This is a genomic window from Arthrobacter sp. PL16 (assembly GCF_035985055.1).
GTDB classification, from domain to species: domain Bacteria; phylum Actinomycetota; class Actinomycetes; order Actinomycetales; family Micrococcaceae; genus Arthrobacter_D; species Arthrobacter_D cheniae.
The window spans coordinates 669,454-685,850 of sequence record NZ_JAXCIC010000002.1; the positions used below are offsets into that span (position 1 = coordinate 669,454).

At 70.3% G+C, this 16,397-nt stretch carries 12 protein-coding genes; 5 read left to right on the top strand and 7 right to left on the bottom strand.

All coding sequences use genetic code 11. From position 1 onward, the window contains the following. The first annotated feature begins 33 nt into the window (after window positions 1-33). Window positions 34-651, top strand: coding sequence for a DinB family protein (locus tag RCH21_RS06870; protein WP_326963711.1), 618 nt, complete (start codon window positions 34-36; stop codon window positions 649-651). 105 nt (window positions 652-756) lie between these two features. Here RCH21_RS06870 and RCH21_RS06875 read toward each other — a convergent pair whose 3' ends face one another. Then, window positions 757-1,557: a sirohydrochlorin chelatase gene (locus tag RCH21_RS06875; RefSeq protein WP_326963712.1), complete on the bottom strand. Its 801-nt coding sequence runs from the start codon at window positions 1,555-1,557 to the stop codon at window positions 757-759. A 75-nt stretch (window positions 1,558-1,632) separates the two neighbouring features. Continuing rightward, complete coding sequence (gene nirD / locus RCH21_RS06880) at window positions 1,633-1,995, bottom strand: nitrite reductase small subunit NirD (protein ID WP_326963713.1); 363 nt, start codon at window positions 1,993-1,995, stop codon at window positions 1,633-1,635. Between the two features lie 239 nt (window positions 1,996-2,234). Between nirD and nirB the strand changes: the two genes are divergently transcribed. Genes nirB through RCH21_RS06895 form a run of 3 tightly spaced genes read left to right on the top strand, consistent with a single transcriptional unit; the run spans window position 2,235 to window position 7,083 of the window. Continuing rightward, the gene (gene nirB, locus RCH21_RS06885) at window positions 2,235-4,907 is read left to right on the top strand and encodes a nitrite reductase large subunit NirB (protein WP_326963714.1); all 2,673 of its coding nucleotides are present in this window, start codon (window positions 2,235-2,237) and stop codon (window positions 4,905-4,907) included. A gap of 2 nt (window positions 4,908-4,909) precedes the next feature. Further along, a complete protein-coding gene (cobA, locus tag RCH21_RS06890) occupies window positions 4,910-5,965 on the top strand; it encodes a uroporphyrinogen-III C-methyltransferase (RefSeq protein WP_326963715.1) in 1,056 nt (351 codons plus the stop codon). Next, window positions 5,962-7,083 carry a uroporphyrinogen-III synthase gene (locus RCH21_RS06895; protein ID WP_326963716.1) on the top strand — a complete coding sequence of 374 codons (1,122 nt, stop codon included), beginning with the start codon at window positions 5,962-5,964 and terminating at the stop codon, window positions 7,081-7,083. Before cobA ends, RCH21_RS06895 begins: the two co-directional genes overlap by 4 nt. Before the next feature lie 100 nt (window positions 7,084-7,183). Here RCH21_RS06895 and RCH21_RS06900 read toward each other — a convergent pair whose 3' ends face one another. From RCH21_RS06900 to coaA, 5 genes are all read right to left on the bottom strand, one after another. Next, a complete protein-coding gene (locus RCH21_RS06900; RefSeq protein WP_326963717.1) occupies window positions 7,184-8,707 on the bottom strand; it encodes an FAD-dependent oxidoreductase in 1,524 nt (507 codons plus the stop codon). Next, a complete protein-coding gene (locus RCH21_RS06905) occupies window positions 8,704-10,875 on the bottom strand; it encodes a molybdopterin oxidoreductase family protein (protein WP_326963718.1) in 2,172 nt (723 codons plus the stop codon). Before RCH21_RS06905 ends, RCH21_RS06900 begins: the two co-directional genes overlap by 4 nt. A 3-nt stretch (window positions 10,876-10,878) precedes the next feature. Then, complete coding sequence (locus RCH21_RS06910; protein ID WP_326963719.1) at window positions 10,879-12,288, bottom strand: MFS transporter; 1,410 nt, start codon at window positions 12,286-12,288, stop codon at window positions 10,879-10,881. Between the two features lie 145 nt (window positions 12,289-12,433). Beyond that, on the bottom strand, window positions 12,434-13,348 hold the full coding sequence (locus RCH21_RS06915; RefSeq protein ID WP_326963720.1) for a M15 family metallopeptidase: 915 nt from the start codon (window positions 13,346-13,348) through the stop codon (window positions 12,434-12,436). Between the two features lie 2 nt (window positions 13,349-13,350). Beyond that, window positions 13,351-14,328, bottom strand: coding sequence for a type I pantothenate kinase (gene coaA, locus RCH21_RS06920; RefSeq protein ID WP_326963721.1), 978 nt, complete (start codon window positions 14,326-14,328; stop codon window positions 13,351-13,353). Window positions 14,329-14,389: 61 nt separating this feature from the next. Between coaA and glmS the strand changes: the two genes are divergently transcribed. Further along, window positions 14,390-16,330 carry a glutamine--fructose-6-phosphate transaminase (isomerizing) gene (gene glmS, locus RCH21_RS06925; protein WP_326963722.1) on the top strand — a complete coding sequence of 647 codons (1,941 nt, stop codon included), beginning with the start codon at window positions 14,390-14,392 and terminating at the stop codon, window positions 16,328-16,330. The last annotated feature ends 67 nt before the right edge of the window (window positions 16,331-16,397 follow it).

Genomic DNA, 16,397 nt, shown 5'->3' on the forward strand with positions numbered 1-16,397 from the left:
CACCCGTGCAGACCTGTGGCCTAGAGTGCCCGGATGGACACCAGCACCGACGCCGGACACCGGGACCACGAGAAGGACACCCTGCTGCTGTACCTCCAACGACGGCGCGGGGACCTTCTCGGGAAGCTGGACGGGCTCGGGGAGTACGACATCCGGCGGCCGCTCGTGCCCTCCGGCACCAATCTGTTGGGACTGGTCAAGCACGTCGCGTCGGTGGAGGTCGAGTACTTCGGTGAGGTGTTCGGGCGGCCGAGCGGCCGCGTGCTGCCATGGATGGCCGATGACGCCCGGCCGGAAGCGGATATGTGGGCAACCCCCGAAGAGTCGCGCGAGAGCATCCTCGAACTGCACGCCTTCTCGGCAGAACACAGTGACGCCACCATCGAGGCCCTTCCGCTGGACGCACCCGGAGCCGTGCCCTGGTGGCCGGAGGAACGGCGTTCCGTGACCCTCCATCAGATCCTGGTGCACATGATCTCCGAGACGGCCCAGCACGCGGGTCACGCGGACATTCTGCGGGAGCTCATCGACGGGTCCCTCGGCAGGGGAGCGGACGATCCGAATCTCGGGGCGCTGGATGCCGAGGGCCGTGCCGCCCACGTCCAGCGGGTCGAGGCCGGGGCACGCGTTGCATCAGGCCATCCGGGCTGAGTCTGCGTCGCCGGTGAAATCAAGCGCCGCTTCAGAAGGTGAGTGCAAGCGCCCCTTCACACGGTGAGTGAAGCGGCGCTGCAGAAGGTGAGCGCAAGCACCGCTTCAGACGGTCTGCGCCGAGCCGCTGCGCACACAGGTCGAGACGAGCGCCCTGCACGGCCTCGGGCACGGCGCAGCGTCCAGCGACGAACCCTGTGAGAGTGCGACGGCGTCGTCGTACCTCGACAGAGCAATCTCCGCTATCACGGGACTCGGCAGCAGGGGAGCGCTGACGACGTCGGCCCTGGCCTTTCCGAGCTGGTCATGGAAGTAGCCTGGCGCGAGCAGGTAGGACGCCAGTGCGACGCGAGTTGGTTTGTCACCGGAACGGTAGGCTGCCACCGCCTCCGGCACCGAGGGGGACGCCTTCGAACCGAAGCCCGGGCGCACCAGGCCCGTCCTGAGTTCGCCGAGGACCGCCTGCACCTCGGCGACGTCTTCCGCCGCGCAGGCGTCCGAGGAGCCGGCCGCGGCGATGACAACGGCGTCGTCGTCGGCCACGCCCGCCTCGACGAGCCGCTGCTGCAGCACGTGGGCGAGGCGCGGATCCGGGCCCAGCGGCAGGGCTGACACCGTTCCCGGCCTGCTGGCCGCGGCCCGCGCGATATCCACCTTCACGTGATATCCGACCGACAGCAGGAGCGGCACGATGACGGCGGTACGGCCCGGCGGGAGCGATGCGATGACGTCCACGAGATCCGGCTCCTGCACGTCCACGTAGGCCTCGACGACGTCGAGCTCGGGTCGCAGGGCCAAGATGCCTGCCCGGACGGCGTCGATCTCGCGGCGTCCCTGCGCGTTGTCGGTGCCGTGCGAGCACGCGATGAGCAGAGGTGCGACGGCGGGTGCGGGGTGCTCGGTCATGGCAGCAATCTAAGCACCGACCGACGCGCAGGCCGAAGTGCGGGCCGAAGTCCGGGCCGAAGTGCGGCGGGGATGTCAGGCGGCAATGCCGACCTCGACGACGCCGCCGACGCACCTGACCCGGTAGGCGCGGAGCCCCTCGCCACCGGACAGGCAGGCCCCGGTCGCGAGGTCGTAGACCTCCTTGTGGAGGGGTGAGGCGATGGTCGGGGCGGCGCCCCGGGAACCGACGATGCCCCGGGCCATGACGGCCGCCCGGGTGCGCGGATCGATGTTCCCGACGGCGTGGAGTTGATCGCCCGGCAGCCGGAACAGGGCGATCTGCTCGCCATCGATCAGGGCGGCCTCGCCCCAGCACACCTCCAGGTCATCGAGGCGGCAAACCGGGACCCAGCTGGTCTCCGATGTCCCAGGACGCTGCAGGATGAGCTCGGTCATGGCGTTCTCCTCGATGGTGGCTGACGTCTCCGCTCTGCGTTGGGGTCAACGCTAGGCACCGCACGTGTCGCCCACGTCCCGGGGCTGTTGCGTCACGGTAACGAGCGGCTCACCATGCTCCAGCGGTCCCGTGAGCGCGAAGTTAACGTCGCGATACATGGGCGACACATAGGGGACACCGCGCCTTCGTAGTGTGGAACCAGGAGCAGGACCACCAGGTCCGGACGGAAGGCACCACAATGAGCGAGACGCGATCATCCCGGCCCGCTGAGGGCGCCCCGGCACCGACGGACCGGCGCATCGTCGTCGTCGGCGGTGGACCCGCGGCTCACCGCTTCGTCGAAGCGCTCTGGCGGCGCGGCACGGACGGCCTGCACATCACGGTCCTGACCGAGGAGGCGCACCCACCGTACGACCGCGTGGCGCTGAGCAGCGCACTGACGGGCGACGTCGACCTCGCGCTGGGCGAACCGCTCATGTGGCGGGAGCCCGCCATCAGCCTCGTCACGGGGGAGCGAGCCGTCCGGCTCGACCTCGCGGCGCGGTGCGTCGTCGGGGCGTCGGGTGGGACGTACGCGTACGACGACGTCGTCCTCGCCACCGGGTCCGACGCTGTGCGGTTGCCCCTGGCCAACGGCGAGCAGGCAGCCGTCTATCGCACCCTCGACGACGTGCAGTGGCTGCGCACCGAAACGGCCCGCCTGTCGGCCGAACTCGGGCGGGCGCCCCGCGCCGTCGTCATCGGCGGCGGGCTCCTCGGCCTCGAGGCGGCCGGCGGGCTGCAGTACCTCGGTGCCGAGGCGACCGTGGTCAACCGCGCCGGCTGGCTCATGAACGCACAACTCGACCAGGGCGCCGGCCAGGCGCTCGGCCGCCTCATCACGGCGAAGGGACTCGGCATCCACTGCGGCGGCGCACCGACGTCGATCGACACGGACGACGACGGCCGCGTCACCGCCGTGGGCCTGAGCGACGGGACCATGCTCTCCGCGGACCTGGTGGTCTTCGCCGTCGGCATCCGGCCCCGCGACGAACTGGCACGCGAGGCAGGGCTCGAGGTGGCACCGCGCGGCGGTGTGGTGATCGGCGCCGGCTGCGAGACCGCGATGCCCGGCGTGTGGGCCATCGGTGAGGTGGCGAGCTACGAGGGTGTCAGCATGGGCCTCGTGGCCCCGGCCAACGCCATGGCCGAGGTCTGCGCGGACGGCATCCTCGGCGGCCTGTCCACGTTCCCCGGCTTCGACACCGCGACCAAGCTCAAGCTCTCGGGTGTCGAGGTGGCGAGTTTCGGAGATGCGCTCGCGGAGGCGGAGGGGAGCCTCGAGATCGTCTACGCCGACCCGGCCCGCGGGCTGTACCAGAAACTCGTGGTGACTGATGATGCGAAGACGCTCCTCGGAGGCATCTTCGTCGGCGACGCAGCGCCCTACTCGGCACTCCGGCCCCTGCTGGGACGGGAACTCCCGGCCGAGCCCGGCGCCTACCTGTCCTCCGCCGGCGGTGAGGCGCCCCAGTCGGAGCTGCCCGACGACGTCATCCTCTGCTCCTGCAACAACGTCACCGCCGGTGCGTGCCGCTCCGCGGTGCATGGACTGGATGAGGACGGTGCCGCGGTGGAGCCCGCCCTCGACATGCCGTCACTCAAGGCCTGTTCCCGCGCCGGGACCCAGTGCGGTTCCTGTGTACCCATGCTCAAGAAGCTGCTGGACAGCGAACTCACGAAGGCGGGAAAGACTGTCTCACGGGGCATCTGCGAACACTTCGCGATGTCACGGCCCGAACTGTTCGAAGCGATCCAGGCCCTCGACCTGGCTTCCTTCCAGGACATCATCCAGCGCTTCGGCGTCACGGACGAGGCGAAGACCGGCCACGGCTGCGACATCTGCAAGCCCGCCATCGGCTCCATCCTCGCCACCCAGCGCGGGGAGTACGTGCTCGACGGCGGCCGCGGCGCCCTGCAGGACACCAATGACCGGGCGCTCGCGAACATGCAGCGCAACGGCACCTACTCGGTGGTGCCGCGCATCCCGGGTGGGGAGATCACTCCGCAGAAGCTCGCCGTGATCGCGCAGGTCGCCGAGCAGTTCGGCCTGTACGTCAAGCTCACCGGAGCGCTGCGCATCGACCTCTTCGGGGCCCGCCTGGAGCAGCTCCCGGAGATCTGGAAGATCCTCGTCGAGGCGGGGTTCGAGTCCGGGCAGGCCTACGGGAAGGCCCTCCGCAACGTGAAGTCCTGCGTGGGGTCCACCTGGTGCCGCTTCGGCGTGCAGGATTCGGTGGCCATGGCGATCGACCTCGAGATGCGGTACCGCGGGCTCCGCGCGCCGCACAAGTTCAAGATGGGCGTCTCGGGGTGCGCCCGGGAGTGTGCGGAGGCACGCAGCAAGGACGTGGGCGTGATCGCCACGGACCAGGGCTGGAACATGTACGTCGGAGGCAACGGCGGTTTCCAGCCCGCGCACGCCCAGCTCCTCGCCCAGGACCTCGACGGCGAGACCCTTATCCGCTACATCGACCGCTACCTCATGTACTACATCCGGACCGCGGATCGCATGCAGCGGACAGCACGCTGGATGGATGACCTCGACGGCGGCCTCGAGCATGTGCGCGACGTCGTCATCAACGATTCCCTCGGGATCGCCGAGGACCTCGAGGCGGCCATGGCCCGGCACGTGGAGCACTACGAGGATGAATGGGCGGCGACGCTGAAGGATCCCGACCGGCTTCGCCGGTTCCGCTCCTTCGTCAACGCTCCCGACGCCGCAGACCAGTCGATCGTCCTCGTCGAGGAGCGCGGGCAGCAGCGCCCCGCCACTCCGGCCGAGATCGAGGCCGGCGCCCGCCGCGTGGGCCTCGGTGTGGCGATCCCCGTCCGCGCCGCAACCGGAGCTCCAGCACTGAGGGAAGGCTGATCATGAACCTCGAGATCGATCTGGCAGCCAGGCGCGTCCTGGTCATCGGGGCGGAGCGGCTCTCACGCAGGGTGGTGGCACGGTATCGGGCCGCGGGAGCCGACGTCGAGCGCCTGCAGGATCAGGCCGCAGCGACTCAGGCCGAGCTCGACGCCGCGGACCTCGTGGTCCTGGTGGAGGGGGCGCCGGCGGACGGACAGGCACCTCCGCGAGGACCCGACGGCGGAGGCTCGCTGCAGGATCAGTGCCGCCAGGCCGGAGTCCTGCTCACCCGGGAGGCTGCTGCCGTGGAGGCCGGTCACGTGACCCTGATCGGAGGTGGACCGGGCGCGCTGGGGCTGCTGACCCTGGACGCCGCGGAAGCACTGCGGGAAGCCGACATCGTCCTGTACGACCGCCTGGCGCCCACGGAGGCGCTGGCGGAGCTAGCTCCGGCGGCCGAGTTGATCGACGTCGGGAAGCTGCCGGGGCACCATCGCGTCCCGCAGTCCGGCATCAACGACCTCCTGGTCCACCACGCGCGGGCCGGGCGGCACGTCGTCCGGCTCAAGGGCGGGGACCCCTTCGTCTTCGGACGCGGCAGCGAGGAGCTCGCCGCCTGCATCCAGGCTGGAGTGCCGTGCCGCGTGGTCCCGGGCGTCAGCTCCGCGATCTCCGTGCCGGCCGCCGCGGGCATCCCGGTCACGCACCGCGGAGTCAGCCATCTGTTCACGGTCGTCTCCGGCCACGCACCCCTGACGGACGAGGAGCACCTCCACCTGGCAGGCCTGGGCGGGACCGTCGTCGTCCTGATGGGCGTCTCCACGCTTCCGCAACTCGTCGCCGGCCTCGGGCGGGCCGGCATGCGGGCGGACATGCCTGTCGCCGTAATCGAGCGCGGGTACAGCGCGTCGCAACGGACGACGGCCGGAACCCTCTCCACCATCGTGACGGCGGCGGGTGCCGCACGCTGCCAGTCGCCTGCCGTGCTGGTGATCGGCGAAGTGGTGCGCGTAGGCCTCGACCTGCAGGGCGAAGCCGCCCACCTCGCGCGCCTGACCGAATCGCTGGCATCATGACCGAGGCGATCCGCGCGGACCCGGCAGGGGGTCAGCTCGTCGGATTCCGCATCGGCGTGACCTCGGACCGCCGCTCGGGCGACCTCATCGACGCCCTGGAGAGGCGTGGTGCGTCCGTACTGCACGCGCCCGCCCTGAAGATCGCGCCCATCGCCGAGGACGTCGAGCTGCTCGCCGACACCGCGGCGATGGTCGAGGCCCGGCCCGACCTGTTCATCATCACCACGGCCTACGGAATGCGGCGCTGGTTCGAGGCGGCGGACGCGGCAGGGCTCGGCGACGACCTCCTCGACGTGCTCGGCGGGGGACGCATCTATGTGCGCGGACCCAAGGCCAGGGGAGCGGTACGAGCGGCAGGGCTCGACGACGTCGGCATCAGTTCCGACGAGACGACGGCGACGCTCGTGGACGAACTGCTGCAGCAGGACCTGTCCGGCCTCACCATCGGCGTGCAACTGCACGCCTACGCCGACGCGCACCAGCTGGCCCGGTTGCGGGCCGCGGGAGCAACCCTCCTCACCGTCACGCCCTACCGGTGGATCAAGCCCGAGGGCTCCGAACGCCTGCCGCGCCTGATCGACGCCGTGTGCGCCGGGCAGCTGGACTGCGTCACCTTCACGAGTGCGCCCGCCGTCGACGCCCTCTTCAGCACGGCGGCCGAGCAGGGCCTCCAGGAGGAACTCGTCCGGCGCTTCCAGCGGAGCGTCCTCGCCGCGGCGGTCGGGCCGGTCACCGCGCAGCCCCTGATCGACGCCGGGATCGAGCCGATTGTCCCCGAGCGCTTCCGGATGGGCGCGCTGATCCGCCTGGTGTGCGACCACCTCGCCGAGCACCATGTGGAGCAACTGCGAACGCGTGCCGGGTACGTCGAGGTGCGCGGCAGGTCCGTCCGGGTCGACGACATGCAGGTGGACCTCGCGCCGGCCCAGCTCGTGCTGTTCAAGGCGCTGCTGTCGGCACGCGGCGCGGTCCTCAGCCGCGACGCCCTGACGAACCTGCTCGCCCACACGGGTGCCGGCCATGCACTCGACATGAACGTCAACCGGCTGCGGAAGTCCCTGCCCGACCCGCAGCTGGTGGAGACCGTGGTCAAGCGCGGGTATCGGCTGCACGTGTAGCACCCCTGCCTCAGGACGCCAGCACCCCTCAGGACGCCAGCACCCCTCAGGACGCCAGCGCCCCTCACGACGCCAGCGCCCCTCACGACGCCAGCGCCCCTCAGGATGCCACCGCGACGGAGAAGTGCTGTTCGATCACGGCCCTGATGTCGTCGTGGCAGCTCCCGCATCCGGTCCCGGCCCGCGTGCCCGCCGAGACCTCCTTCACCGAAGCGCACCCCCGCTGGACGGACTCCTGCACCGCGCCGTGCGTGACTCCCGCGCACCGGCACAGGGTCGCGTCCGGCCCGGGCGGCAGGGCTGCGACGGCTCCCTCGATGCTGTCGAGCCGCAGGAGGCTGGAGCGGTCGGCGGGCAGCTCGCTCCGGCGTTCGAAGAGCAACACCAGCTCGGCGCCGGTCCGCGGCATGCCCACGCAGACCAGGCCCGTCAGCACGCCGTCGCGCGTGACCATCTTGGCGTAGCGCCCGTGCCCCGGGTCCGTCCAGACGGCGACGGCCAGCCCGGGTTCCACAGTCCACGGATCCACGTCCGTCTCACCCGCGGTGACGGCATCCACGCCCCGGGCCTTGAGCACGAGGACGGCACTTCGCCGGTCAGGAGGGCCGACGACGGCAGCCGGGGTGCCGGACAGCTCGGCGGCGAAGGCCATGCCGAGCTGGTCGGCCTGCTGCCAGCCCGGCCCGATCAGGCCCTGCGGAGTGGTGACACCGGCGCAGGCCAGGCAGGAGCCGTCCCAGCAGCGCACTTCGGCGCAGTCACCGATGGCCCAGATGTCCCGGGTGTCGAGCGCGCGTAGCTCGTGGTCCACGAGGATGCCGGCGGCGGTGTTCAGGTCGCAGCCGTCGGCGAGCTCGGTCCGCGGACGCACGCCGCAGGCGAGCACGAGGGCACCGCCGTCGACCAGGGTTCCGCCCTCGAGCATGAGCCCCGAGAAGTGTCCGTCCGTTACCGTGATCCCGGTGGAGGCGCCGCCCACCACGGTGATGCCGGCTTTCGTCAGCGCGGCAGCCAGGACCCTGGCGCCCTCACCGAGGAACCGCTCCATGGGTGCCCGGCCGTTGTGGACGAGCGTGACCCGGCCTCCTTCCTCGGCGGCGGCGAGGGCGGCCTCGATGCCGAGGATGCCGCCGCCCAGCACCACGATGCGTTCCTGGGCGGCCAGGGCTGCCGACACGGCACGCGCGTCACGGAGGTCGCGGAGGAAGCTGACGCCCGGCGGGAGAGAGCGCGCACCGTCCAGACCGTCGAGCCGGGGCAGGAGGGGGCGGGACCCGGTGGCGAGGACGAGCCGGTCGTATCCGATGGCCTGTCCGTCGTCGAGCAGGACCCGCCGGAAGGGCCGGTCCACCCTCGCGACGTGCGCGCCGAGCCGTACGTCGATACCCAGGGCGATGAGCGCAGCCGCGTCCGCGAGCCGGATGGCGGCCTCCGACGTACGGCCGACGGCGACGTCCGCAACGAGCACCCGGTTGTACGCGGCGTCCTGCTCCTGGCCGATCACCGTCAGAGCGACCGTTCCCGCGGCGACGAGTGGCTCGAGGTGCTCGACGAGCCGGGCCGCGACGGGCCCGAAGCCCACCACGACGATCCGTTCCGGCACGGGTGCGTCGGTGCTGCTCATGCGAAGACCTCCCGGTGATGCGCAGCCTCGCCGCGCGCGTGGGTTGACAGGGCAGATACCCGGACCGGCGTCGTCTTGAACTCCGGCATGCCCGAGACCGGGTCCGTGGCGCTGCCCGTGAGGAGGTTGGCGCTGCCGGACCCTGCGTAATGGAAGGCGAGGAAGACGGTGTCCTGGCGGATGTCCGTGGTCAGGTCTGCGACGGCGTGGGCTTCGCCGTGGGCGCTCGAGACGACGACGGCCTCGCCCTGGCTGATGCCGAGGTCCTGCGCCGTGGCGGGGTGGAGTTGCAGGCGGGCTCCGGGCTGGGCCGCGAGCAGTTCCGGGACACGCCGCGTCTGCGTGCCCGACTGGTAGTGCTCGAGAAGGCGGCCCGTCGCGAGGAGCAGGGGGGCGGGGAAGCGGGCGGCGTTCGCGTCGATCCGGGGGGAGACCGGTACCAGCACGGCGTGTCCGGACGGGTGGGCGAAGGTATCGAGGAACAGGCGGGGGGTACCGGTGCTTCCGCTCGGGTAGGGCCAGTAGGCGGGGACCTCGGTGTCGAGCACGGCGTAGTCGAGCCCGGAGTAGTCGGCGAGGCCGCCGGCGCTCGCGCGGGCGAGCTCGTCGAACATCGTCGCGGGGTCCTCGCTGAAGAGGGAGGGAGCGTCGAGCAGCCGCGCGAGCTCCTGCATGATCCACAGTTCGCTGCGGGCGCCGGCGGGTGGGAGGACGGCGGGGCGACGTCGGAGGATGCGGCCCTCGAGGTTGGTGACGGTGCCCTCCTCCTCGGCCCACTGCAGGACCGGCAGGACGACGTCGGCCATGGCCGCGGTCTCCGACAGGAAGAAATCGGAGACGACGAGGAGATCGAGGGAACGGAGGCCGTCCATCACCGTCGAGGCATTCGGGGCCGAGACCGCGATGTTCGCGCCGTGCACGAAGAGGCAGCGGGTGCCGCCGGGCTGGCCGAGGGATGCGAGGAGCTCCACGGCGGGGAGACCCGGACCGGGGATGGCGTCCTCGGGGACGTTCCAGACGGATGCGACGTGGGCGCGCGCGGCGGGATCGGTGATCTTGCGGTAGCCGGGCAGCTGGTCCGCCTTCTGCCCGTGCTCGCGGCCGCCCTGGCCGTTGCCCTGGCCGGTGAGGGTCCCGTAACCGCTGTGCAGGGTGCCGGGCAGGCCGAGCAGCAGTGCGAGGTTGATCGCGGCCGTGGTGGTGTCGGTACCGTCGGCGTGCTGCTCGATGCCCCGCCCGGTGAGGATGTAGGCGCCGGGCCCGCCATCCGCCCCACTGCGTGCTCCGCGGGCGAGCAACCGCGCGGTCGCGCGGATGGCGGTTGCGGGAACTCCCGTGATGCCCTGCACCCGCTCGGGCCACCAGCGTGCAAGCCCGCGTGCGACGTCGTCGTACCCGCGTGTCCGGGACTCGAGGAAACGACGGTCCTCGAGGCCCTCGGTGACGACCACGTGGGCCAGCCCGAGGAGGAGCGCGAGGTCCGTGCCGGGGGTGGGCTGCAGGTGGACGCCCTTGCCCTGCTCGGTGAGGCGGGCGGTCGCGGAACGCCGGGGGTCGACGACGATCAGTCCGCCCGCGGCCTGCGCGCCGCGGAGGTGCTGGACGAAGGGCGGCATGGTATCCGCGGCATTGGAGCCGAGGAGCAGGACCACGGAGGCGGTATCGAGGTCCTCGAGGGGGAAGGGGAGTCCGCGGTCGACGCCGAAGGCCCGGTTTCCCGCGGCCGCGGCGGACGACATGCAGAACCTGCCGTTGTAGTCGATCCGGGAGGTGCGCAGGGCGAGTCGGGCGAACTTGCCGAGGGTGTACGCCTTCTCGTTGGTGAGGCCACCACCGCCGAAGACCGCGACGGCGTCCCGGCCGTGCTGCGCCTGGATGGTCTGGACGCGCTCGCTGATGAGCTGGAGGACGTCCTCCCAGGCCGCCTCGCGCAGGACGCCGTCCCTGCCCCGCAGCAGGGGAGCGGTGAGGCGGTCCGGGTGGTGGAGCAGTTCGGCTGCGGACCAGCCCTTCCGGCAGAGGCCACCGCGGTTGGTGGGGAACTCGCGGCCGGTGACAGTCACGGCGTCGCTCCGGTCGTCACTGCGCCTGTGGGCCGCAGTGACGGTCATGGCGCACTGGAGGGCGCAGTAGGGGCAGTGGGTCGCGGTCTCCACCTGCTCCGCCATCCGTCAGACCTTGCCGAGCGTCGAGGAGCGGCGGAGGTAGAAGAACCAGGTGACGGCGAGCATCAGGACGTAGCCGGCGACGAAGCCGTAGAACGCTCCGTCGTAGCTGCCGGACGCACCCTTCGAGGCGTTGAGGACCTGCGGGATGAGGAAGCCGCCGTAGGCGCCGACCGCGGAGATGAGGCCGAGGGCTGCCGCCGACTTGCGGGCGGTGCTCACGGATTCGCGCACCTCACCGGAACCTGCAGCCGCTCCCCGCCGGGCGAAGATGATCGGGATCATCCGGTACGTGGCGCCGTTGCCCGCGCCGGCCGCGGCGAAGAGCACGAGGAAGAGTCCGAGGAAGAGCCAGAAGTTGGACAGGGGGAGCGTCCAGACCACGGAGAGGGCAATCGCCGCCATGACTGCGAAGGCGCCGACCGTGATGAGTGCCCCGCCGAACCGGTCCGCGAGGCGTCCGCCGAAGGGCCGGGCGAGGGAACCGACCAGCGGGCCGAGGAAGGCCAGGCCCAGTGTGACCCCGCCCATGCTGATGGTGGAGAAGGCGGGGAAGGAATCGACGATCAGCTTCGGGAAGACACCCGCGAAGCCGATGAAGGAGCCGAAGGTCCCGATGTAGAGGAAAGCCATGATCCACAGGTGTGGCTCGCGGACGGCCGCCAGGGAGCCGGCGAGATCACTTTTCGCGCTGGAGAGGTTGTCCATGTATTTCCAGGCGCCGAACGCGGCGACCAGGATGAGCGGCACCCAGACCAGACCGGCGAGCGGCAGGTTCAGGGTCGCGGCGGCACCGAGCACCACGGCGATGGGGACCACGAGCTGCGCGACGGCGGCGCCGAGGTTGCCTCCCGCTGCGTTGAGGCCGAGCGCCCAGCCCTTCTCGCGGGCCGGGTAGAAGAAGGTGATGTTCGCCATCGAGCTGGCGAAGTTACCACCGCCGAAGCCGGCGAGCGCAGCGACGGCGAGCATGACGCCGAACGGTGTCTCCGGGTTCGAGACGCAGAGCGCGAGCCCGATGGACGGGATCAGGAGGAGCAGGGCGGAGATGATCGTCCAGTTCCTGCCGCCGAACCTCGGCACCATGAAGGTGTAGGGGATGCGCAGTGTCGCGCCGACCAGGGACGGCATCGAGATCAGCCAGAAGATCTGCGACGTGGTGAACGTGAAGCCCGCGGCGGGGAGGTAGACCACCACGATGGACCAGAGCTGCCAGACCACGAAACCGAGGAACTCACAGGCGATGGACCACTGCAGGTTGCGCTTGGCGATGGACTTGCCGACGCTGTTCCACTGCGTCGGGTCCTCCGCGTCCCAGTTGTCGATCCAGCGGCCGGGGCGATGGTTCAGCGGTGGGGCGGTCCCGGCCGGCGCCGGGGCCAGGGCCAGGTTGGATGCTGCTTCGTCGATGCTCACGGAGTCCTCCAGGGATGGTGTTCCTGCTTTCCCCCGAGGCTAATGAGCGCGCGTTTCCGGTCCGGACCTGCTGCGTAAACGCTCCGTGACGTTCACCTATCCGGAGCGGTACTGCATGGTGAGAACTTTCGGTGAGGCCCGGTGATCAGTACGACGGTGCCGGCGGCAGGCCGAAGTGTTCCTCGAGCGTCTCGGTGCCGGCAGCCCTCATCGCCAGGGACGTGTCCCTGCCCACGTACCGGAAGTGCCAGGACTCCGCCGAGAACCCGGTGACCCCGTCGAAGCCCTGCGGGTAGCGGAGGATGATCCCGAAATCGGCCGCGTTGGCCGCAGCCCACTGTGCTGCAGGGGTGTCGCGGAAGCACAGCACGAGTGTGCAGGCGCCGTCGGCCTGTCCGATGTCGAATGCGAGTCCCGTCTGGTGCTCCGAGTAGCCCGGCCGTGCGGACACGGTATCCGCGCCCGACGCGTCGCCGTACTCGCCGACCCAGTAGGCGTAGGTCGCTTCCTGGTTCGCGTACGAGCGGTACCCGCTGACGACGACCAGTGCCACGCCGTCCTCGCCCGCTGCCGCGAACAGCTCCTCCACCGCCGTCGCCGCGTCGGGGCGCAGGAGGGCGTTGTCGGTGGCGGTGGCGACGTCCGGCGGGCGGAGGTCGGTGGGGGCGTAGTCGGGCGGAGTGAGGGGGCGGCGTTTGTTGACGACGACGTCCACGGCGCCGGGATCCGTGTGCAGGCCGGCGGCGGCAGCCGTCGCGGAGGGCGATCGAGGCGGCGATGGGGCCGGTGTCGTGACGGGCGCGGACGTCGGGGGGGCCGTCGGCGGTCCCGCAGCCGCACCCGAGCCGGTGACAGCGGGAACGGGCTCGCGCTGCTCCGGGGCGGGCAGCACGCCGGGTGGCGTGGGCAGGTCTCCCGCGGGACGCGGTGCCGATGACGGCGTGGAGGCGGCACTGGTGACCGTATCCGCCGTCGGCGCCGGAGCCGCGCACGCCGAGAGGGCGGCCGCCGTGAGGGTGACAGTCAGGAGCGCCACCACCACCGACGGCAGGAGGCGCATGGTCAGGTCTTCCGCAGGAGCATGCGTCGGACCGAGTGGTCGGCATCCTTGGTCAGCACGAGTTGTGCGCGGCCGCGCGTCGGCAGCACGTTGGCGAGCAGGTTGGGTTCGTTGATGCTCTCCCAGATACGGGATGCCGTCCGGCGCGCCTCCTCGTCGCTGAGGTCCGCGTACCGGTGGAAGTAGGACTCCGGGTCGGCGAACGCGCTGGAGCGCAGTGACTGGAAGCGGTGGATGTACCACTCCTTGATGTTGGTGGTCTTCGCATCGACGTAGATGGAGAAGTCGAAGAAATCGCTCAGTGCCAGTCCGGTGATGCCGTCCGGCCGCGGGCGGGCCGGCGCGAGGACGTTCAGGCCCTCCACGATCAGCACATCGGGCCTCCGCACCACGATCTCCCGCTCGGGCACGATGTCGTAGGTGAGGTGCGAATACCAGGGCGCGCGCACCTCGGCGGCACCGCTCTTGACCTCGCTGACGAACCGCAGCAGACGACGACGGTCGTAGGACTCCGGGAATCCCTTGCGCTGCATGAGGCCGCGCCGCTCCAGCTCGGCGTTCGGATAGAGGAAGCCGTCCGTGGTGATGAGTTCCACGTTCGGGGTGTCGGGCCAGCGGCGCAGGAGCTCACGGAGCACCCTCGCCGTCGTCGACTTGCCGACGGCTACCGATCCCGCCACACCGATCACGAACGGCGTCCTGGTGGTCGTCTCGCCGAGGAACGTGTTGGTGGCGGCATGCAGCTGGCCGGCTGCAGCGATGTAGAGATTCAACAGGCGGGAGAGGGGTAGATAGACTTCGCGCACCTCATCGAGGTTGAGCGCGTCCCCGAGGCCTCGGAGGCGCTGCACGTCCTCGACGTTGAGCGGGCTCCTGATCTCGTGCGACAGCCGGGACCACATCTGGCGGTCCAGCTCGACGAAGGGGGTGAAGGTTTCGGCACTGGTGGCCTGCTGCGTGCCCGTGCTTCTGTCACTCACCTGATGATTCTGCCCGGTGGCCTGCGCATTAACAAACACAGCCCCCGGTACGCTTGATGACATGTGTGGAATTGTGGGTTATGTAAGCAGGGAACGCGGCCAGGGAACGTCGGCGCTTGATGTGGTCGCTCCGGCCTTCGATCAGGAACCGGCAGAAGCGCAGCATGGCGCGCTCGACGTCGTCATGGAGGGACTCCGGCGCCTCGAGTACCGCGGGTACGATTCCGCGGGTGTCGCTGTGATCACGCCGACGGGAATCGAGTCGCGGAAGAAGGCCGGAAAGCTCACCAACCTGATCGGGGAGCTGGTCTCGAACCCGCTGCCCCGGTCGCTGACGGGCATCGGCCACACGCGCTGGGCGACGCATGGCGGACCGACCGACCAGAACGCGCACCCGCACCTGGCCGACGATGGCAGGCTCGCCCTCATCCACAACGGAATCATCGAGAACTACGCGGAGCTGAAGGTTGAGCTGACCGGTGAGGGCCTGACCTTCATCTCGGACACCGACACGGAGGTGGCCGCCGCCCTCGTCGGATACGTCTACCGAGGCCTCGTGGCGAGCGGCGTCGAGGGGGACATCCTCACGCTCGCGCTCCAGCAGGCGTGCCAGCGCCTCGAGGGTGCCTTCACCCTCCTGGCCATCCACCAGGACCAGCCCGGCACCGTCGTCGCGGGCCGCCGCAACTCCCCGCTCGTCGTCGGACTGGGCGACGGCGAGAACTTCCTCGGCTCCGACGTCTCGGGTTTCATCGACTTCACGCGTCGCGCCGTCGAGCTCGGCCAGGACCAGATCGTCACCATCACGCCCGACGACGTCGCCATCACCGATTTCTTCGGAGCCCCCGCCGAGGGTAGGGAGTTCCATGTCAGCTGGGACGCCGCCGCTGCGGAGAAGGGCGGTTTCGATTCCTTCATGGAGAAGGAGATCCACGATCAGCCGGACGCCGTGGGCCAGACCCTCCTCGGTCGTTCCGACGTCGGGGGCAACCTCATGCTCGACGAGCTGCGCATCGACGAGTCGATCCTTCGGTCGGTCGACAAGATCGTGGTGCTCGCGTGCGGAACGTCCGCCTACGCCGGGCAGGTGGCCAAGTACGCCATCGAGCACTGGTGCCGCATCCCCACCGAGGTCGAGCTGTCCCACGAGTTCCGCTACCGCGACCCGATCGTCAACGAGAAGACCCTCGTGGTCGCCATCTCCCAGTCCGGGGAGACCATGGACACCCTGATGGCCGTTCGGTACGCCCGCGAACAGGGCGCCAAGGTGGTGGCCATCTGCAACACGAACGGCTCCACCATCCCGCGTGAGTCCGATGCGGTCCTGTACACGCACGCGGGCCCGGAGATCGCCGTCGCCTCGACGAAGGCGTTCCTCGCCCAGATCACCGCCGCCTACCTGCTGGGCCTCTACCTCGCGCAGCTGCGCGGCAACAAATACCGCGACGAGATCGCCGACGTGCTCGCCGACCTCTCGGAGATCCCCGCCAAGATCCAGGCGATCCTCGACGACGCCGACAAGATCAAGCAGCTCGGTGCGGACATGGTGAACGCGAAGTCGGTGCTCTACCTCGGCCGCCACGTGGGATTCCCCGTGGCCATGGAGGGCGCGCTCAAACTCAAGGAACTCGCCTACATCCATGCGGAGGGCTTCGCTGCCGGCGAGCTCAAGCACGGGCCGATCGCGCTGATCGAGGAGGGCCAGCCCGTCGTGGTGGTCATGCCGTCCCCGAGCGCGCGCGACTCGCTGCACTCGAAGGTGGTGTCCAACGTCCAGGAGGTCCGCGCGCGCGGAGCCGTCACGATCGTCATCGCGGAGGAGGGCGACACCTCGGTGGAGGCCTACTCCGAGCACGTCTTCTACGTGCCTGCCTCCCCGACGCTCCTCGCACCGCTGCTGACCACCGTTCCACTGCAGATCTTCGCGCTCGCCCTCGCCAGCGCCAAGGGCTACGACGTGGACCAGCCCCGCAACCTGGCGAAGTCGGTCACAGTTGAGTAGTCGCTTCACAGCGCCGCTGCGGTGCCACGCCGTGTGGTCGCTGCGGTTCCACGCCGCGGCGGCCTGC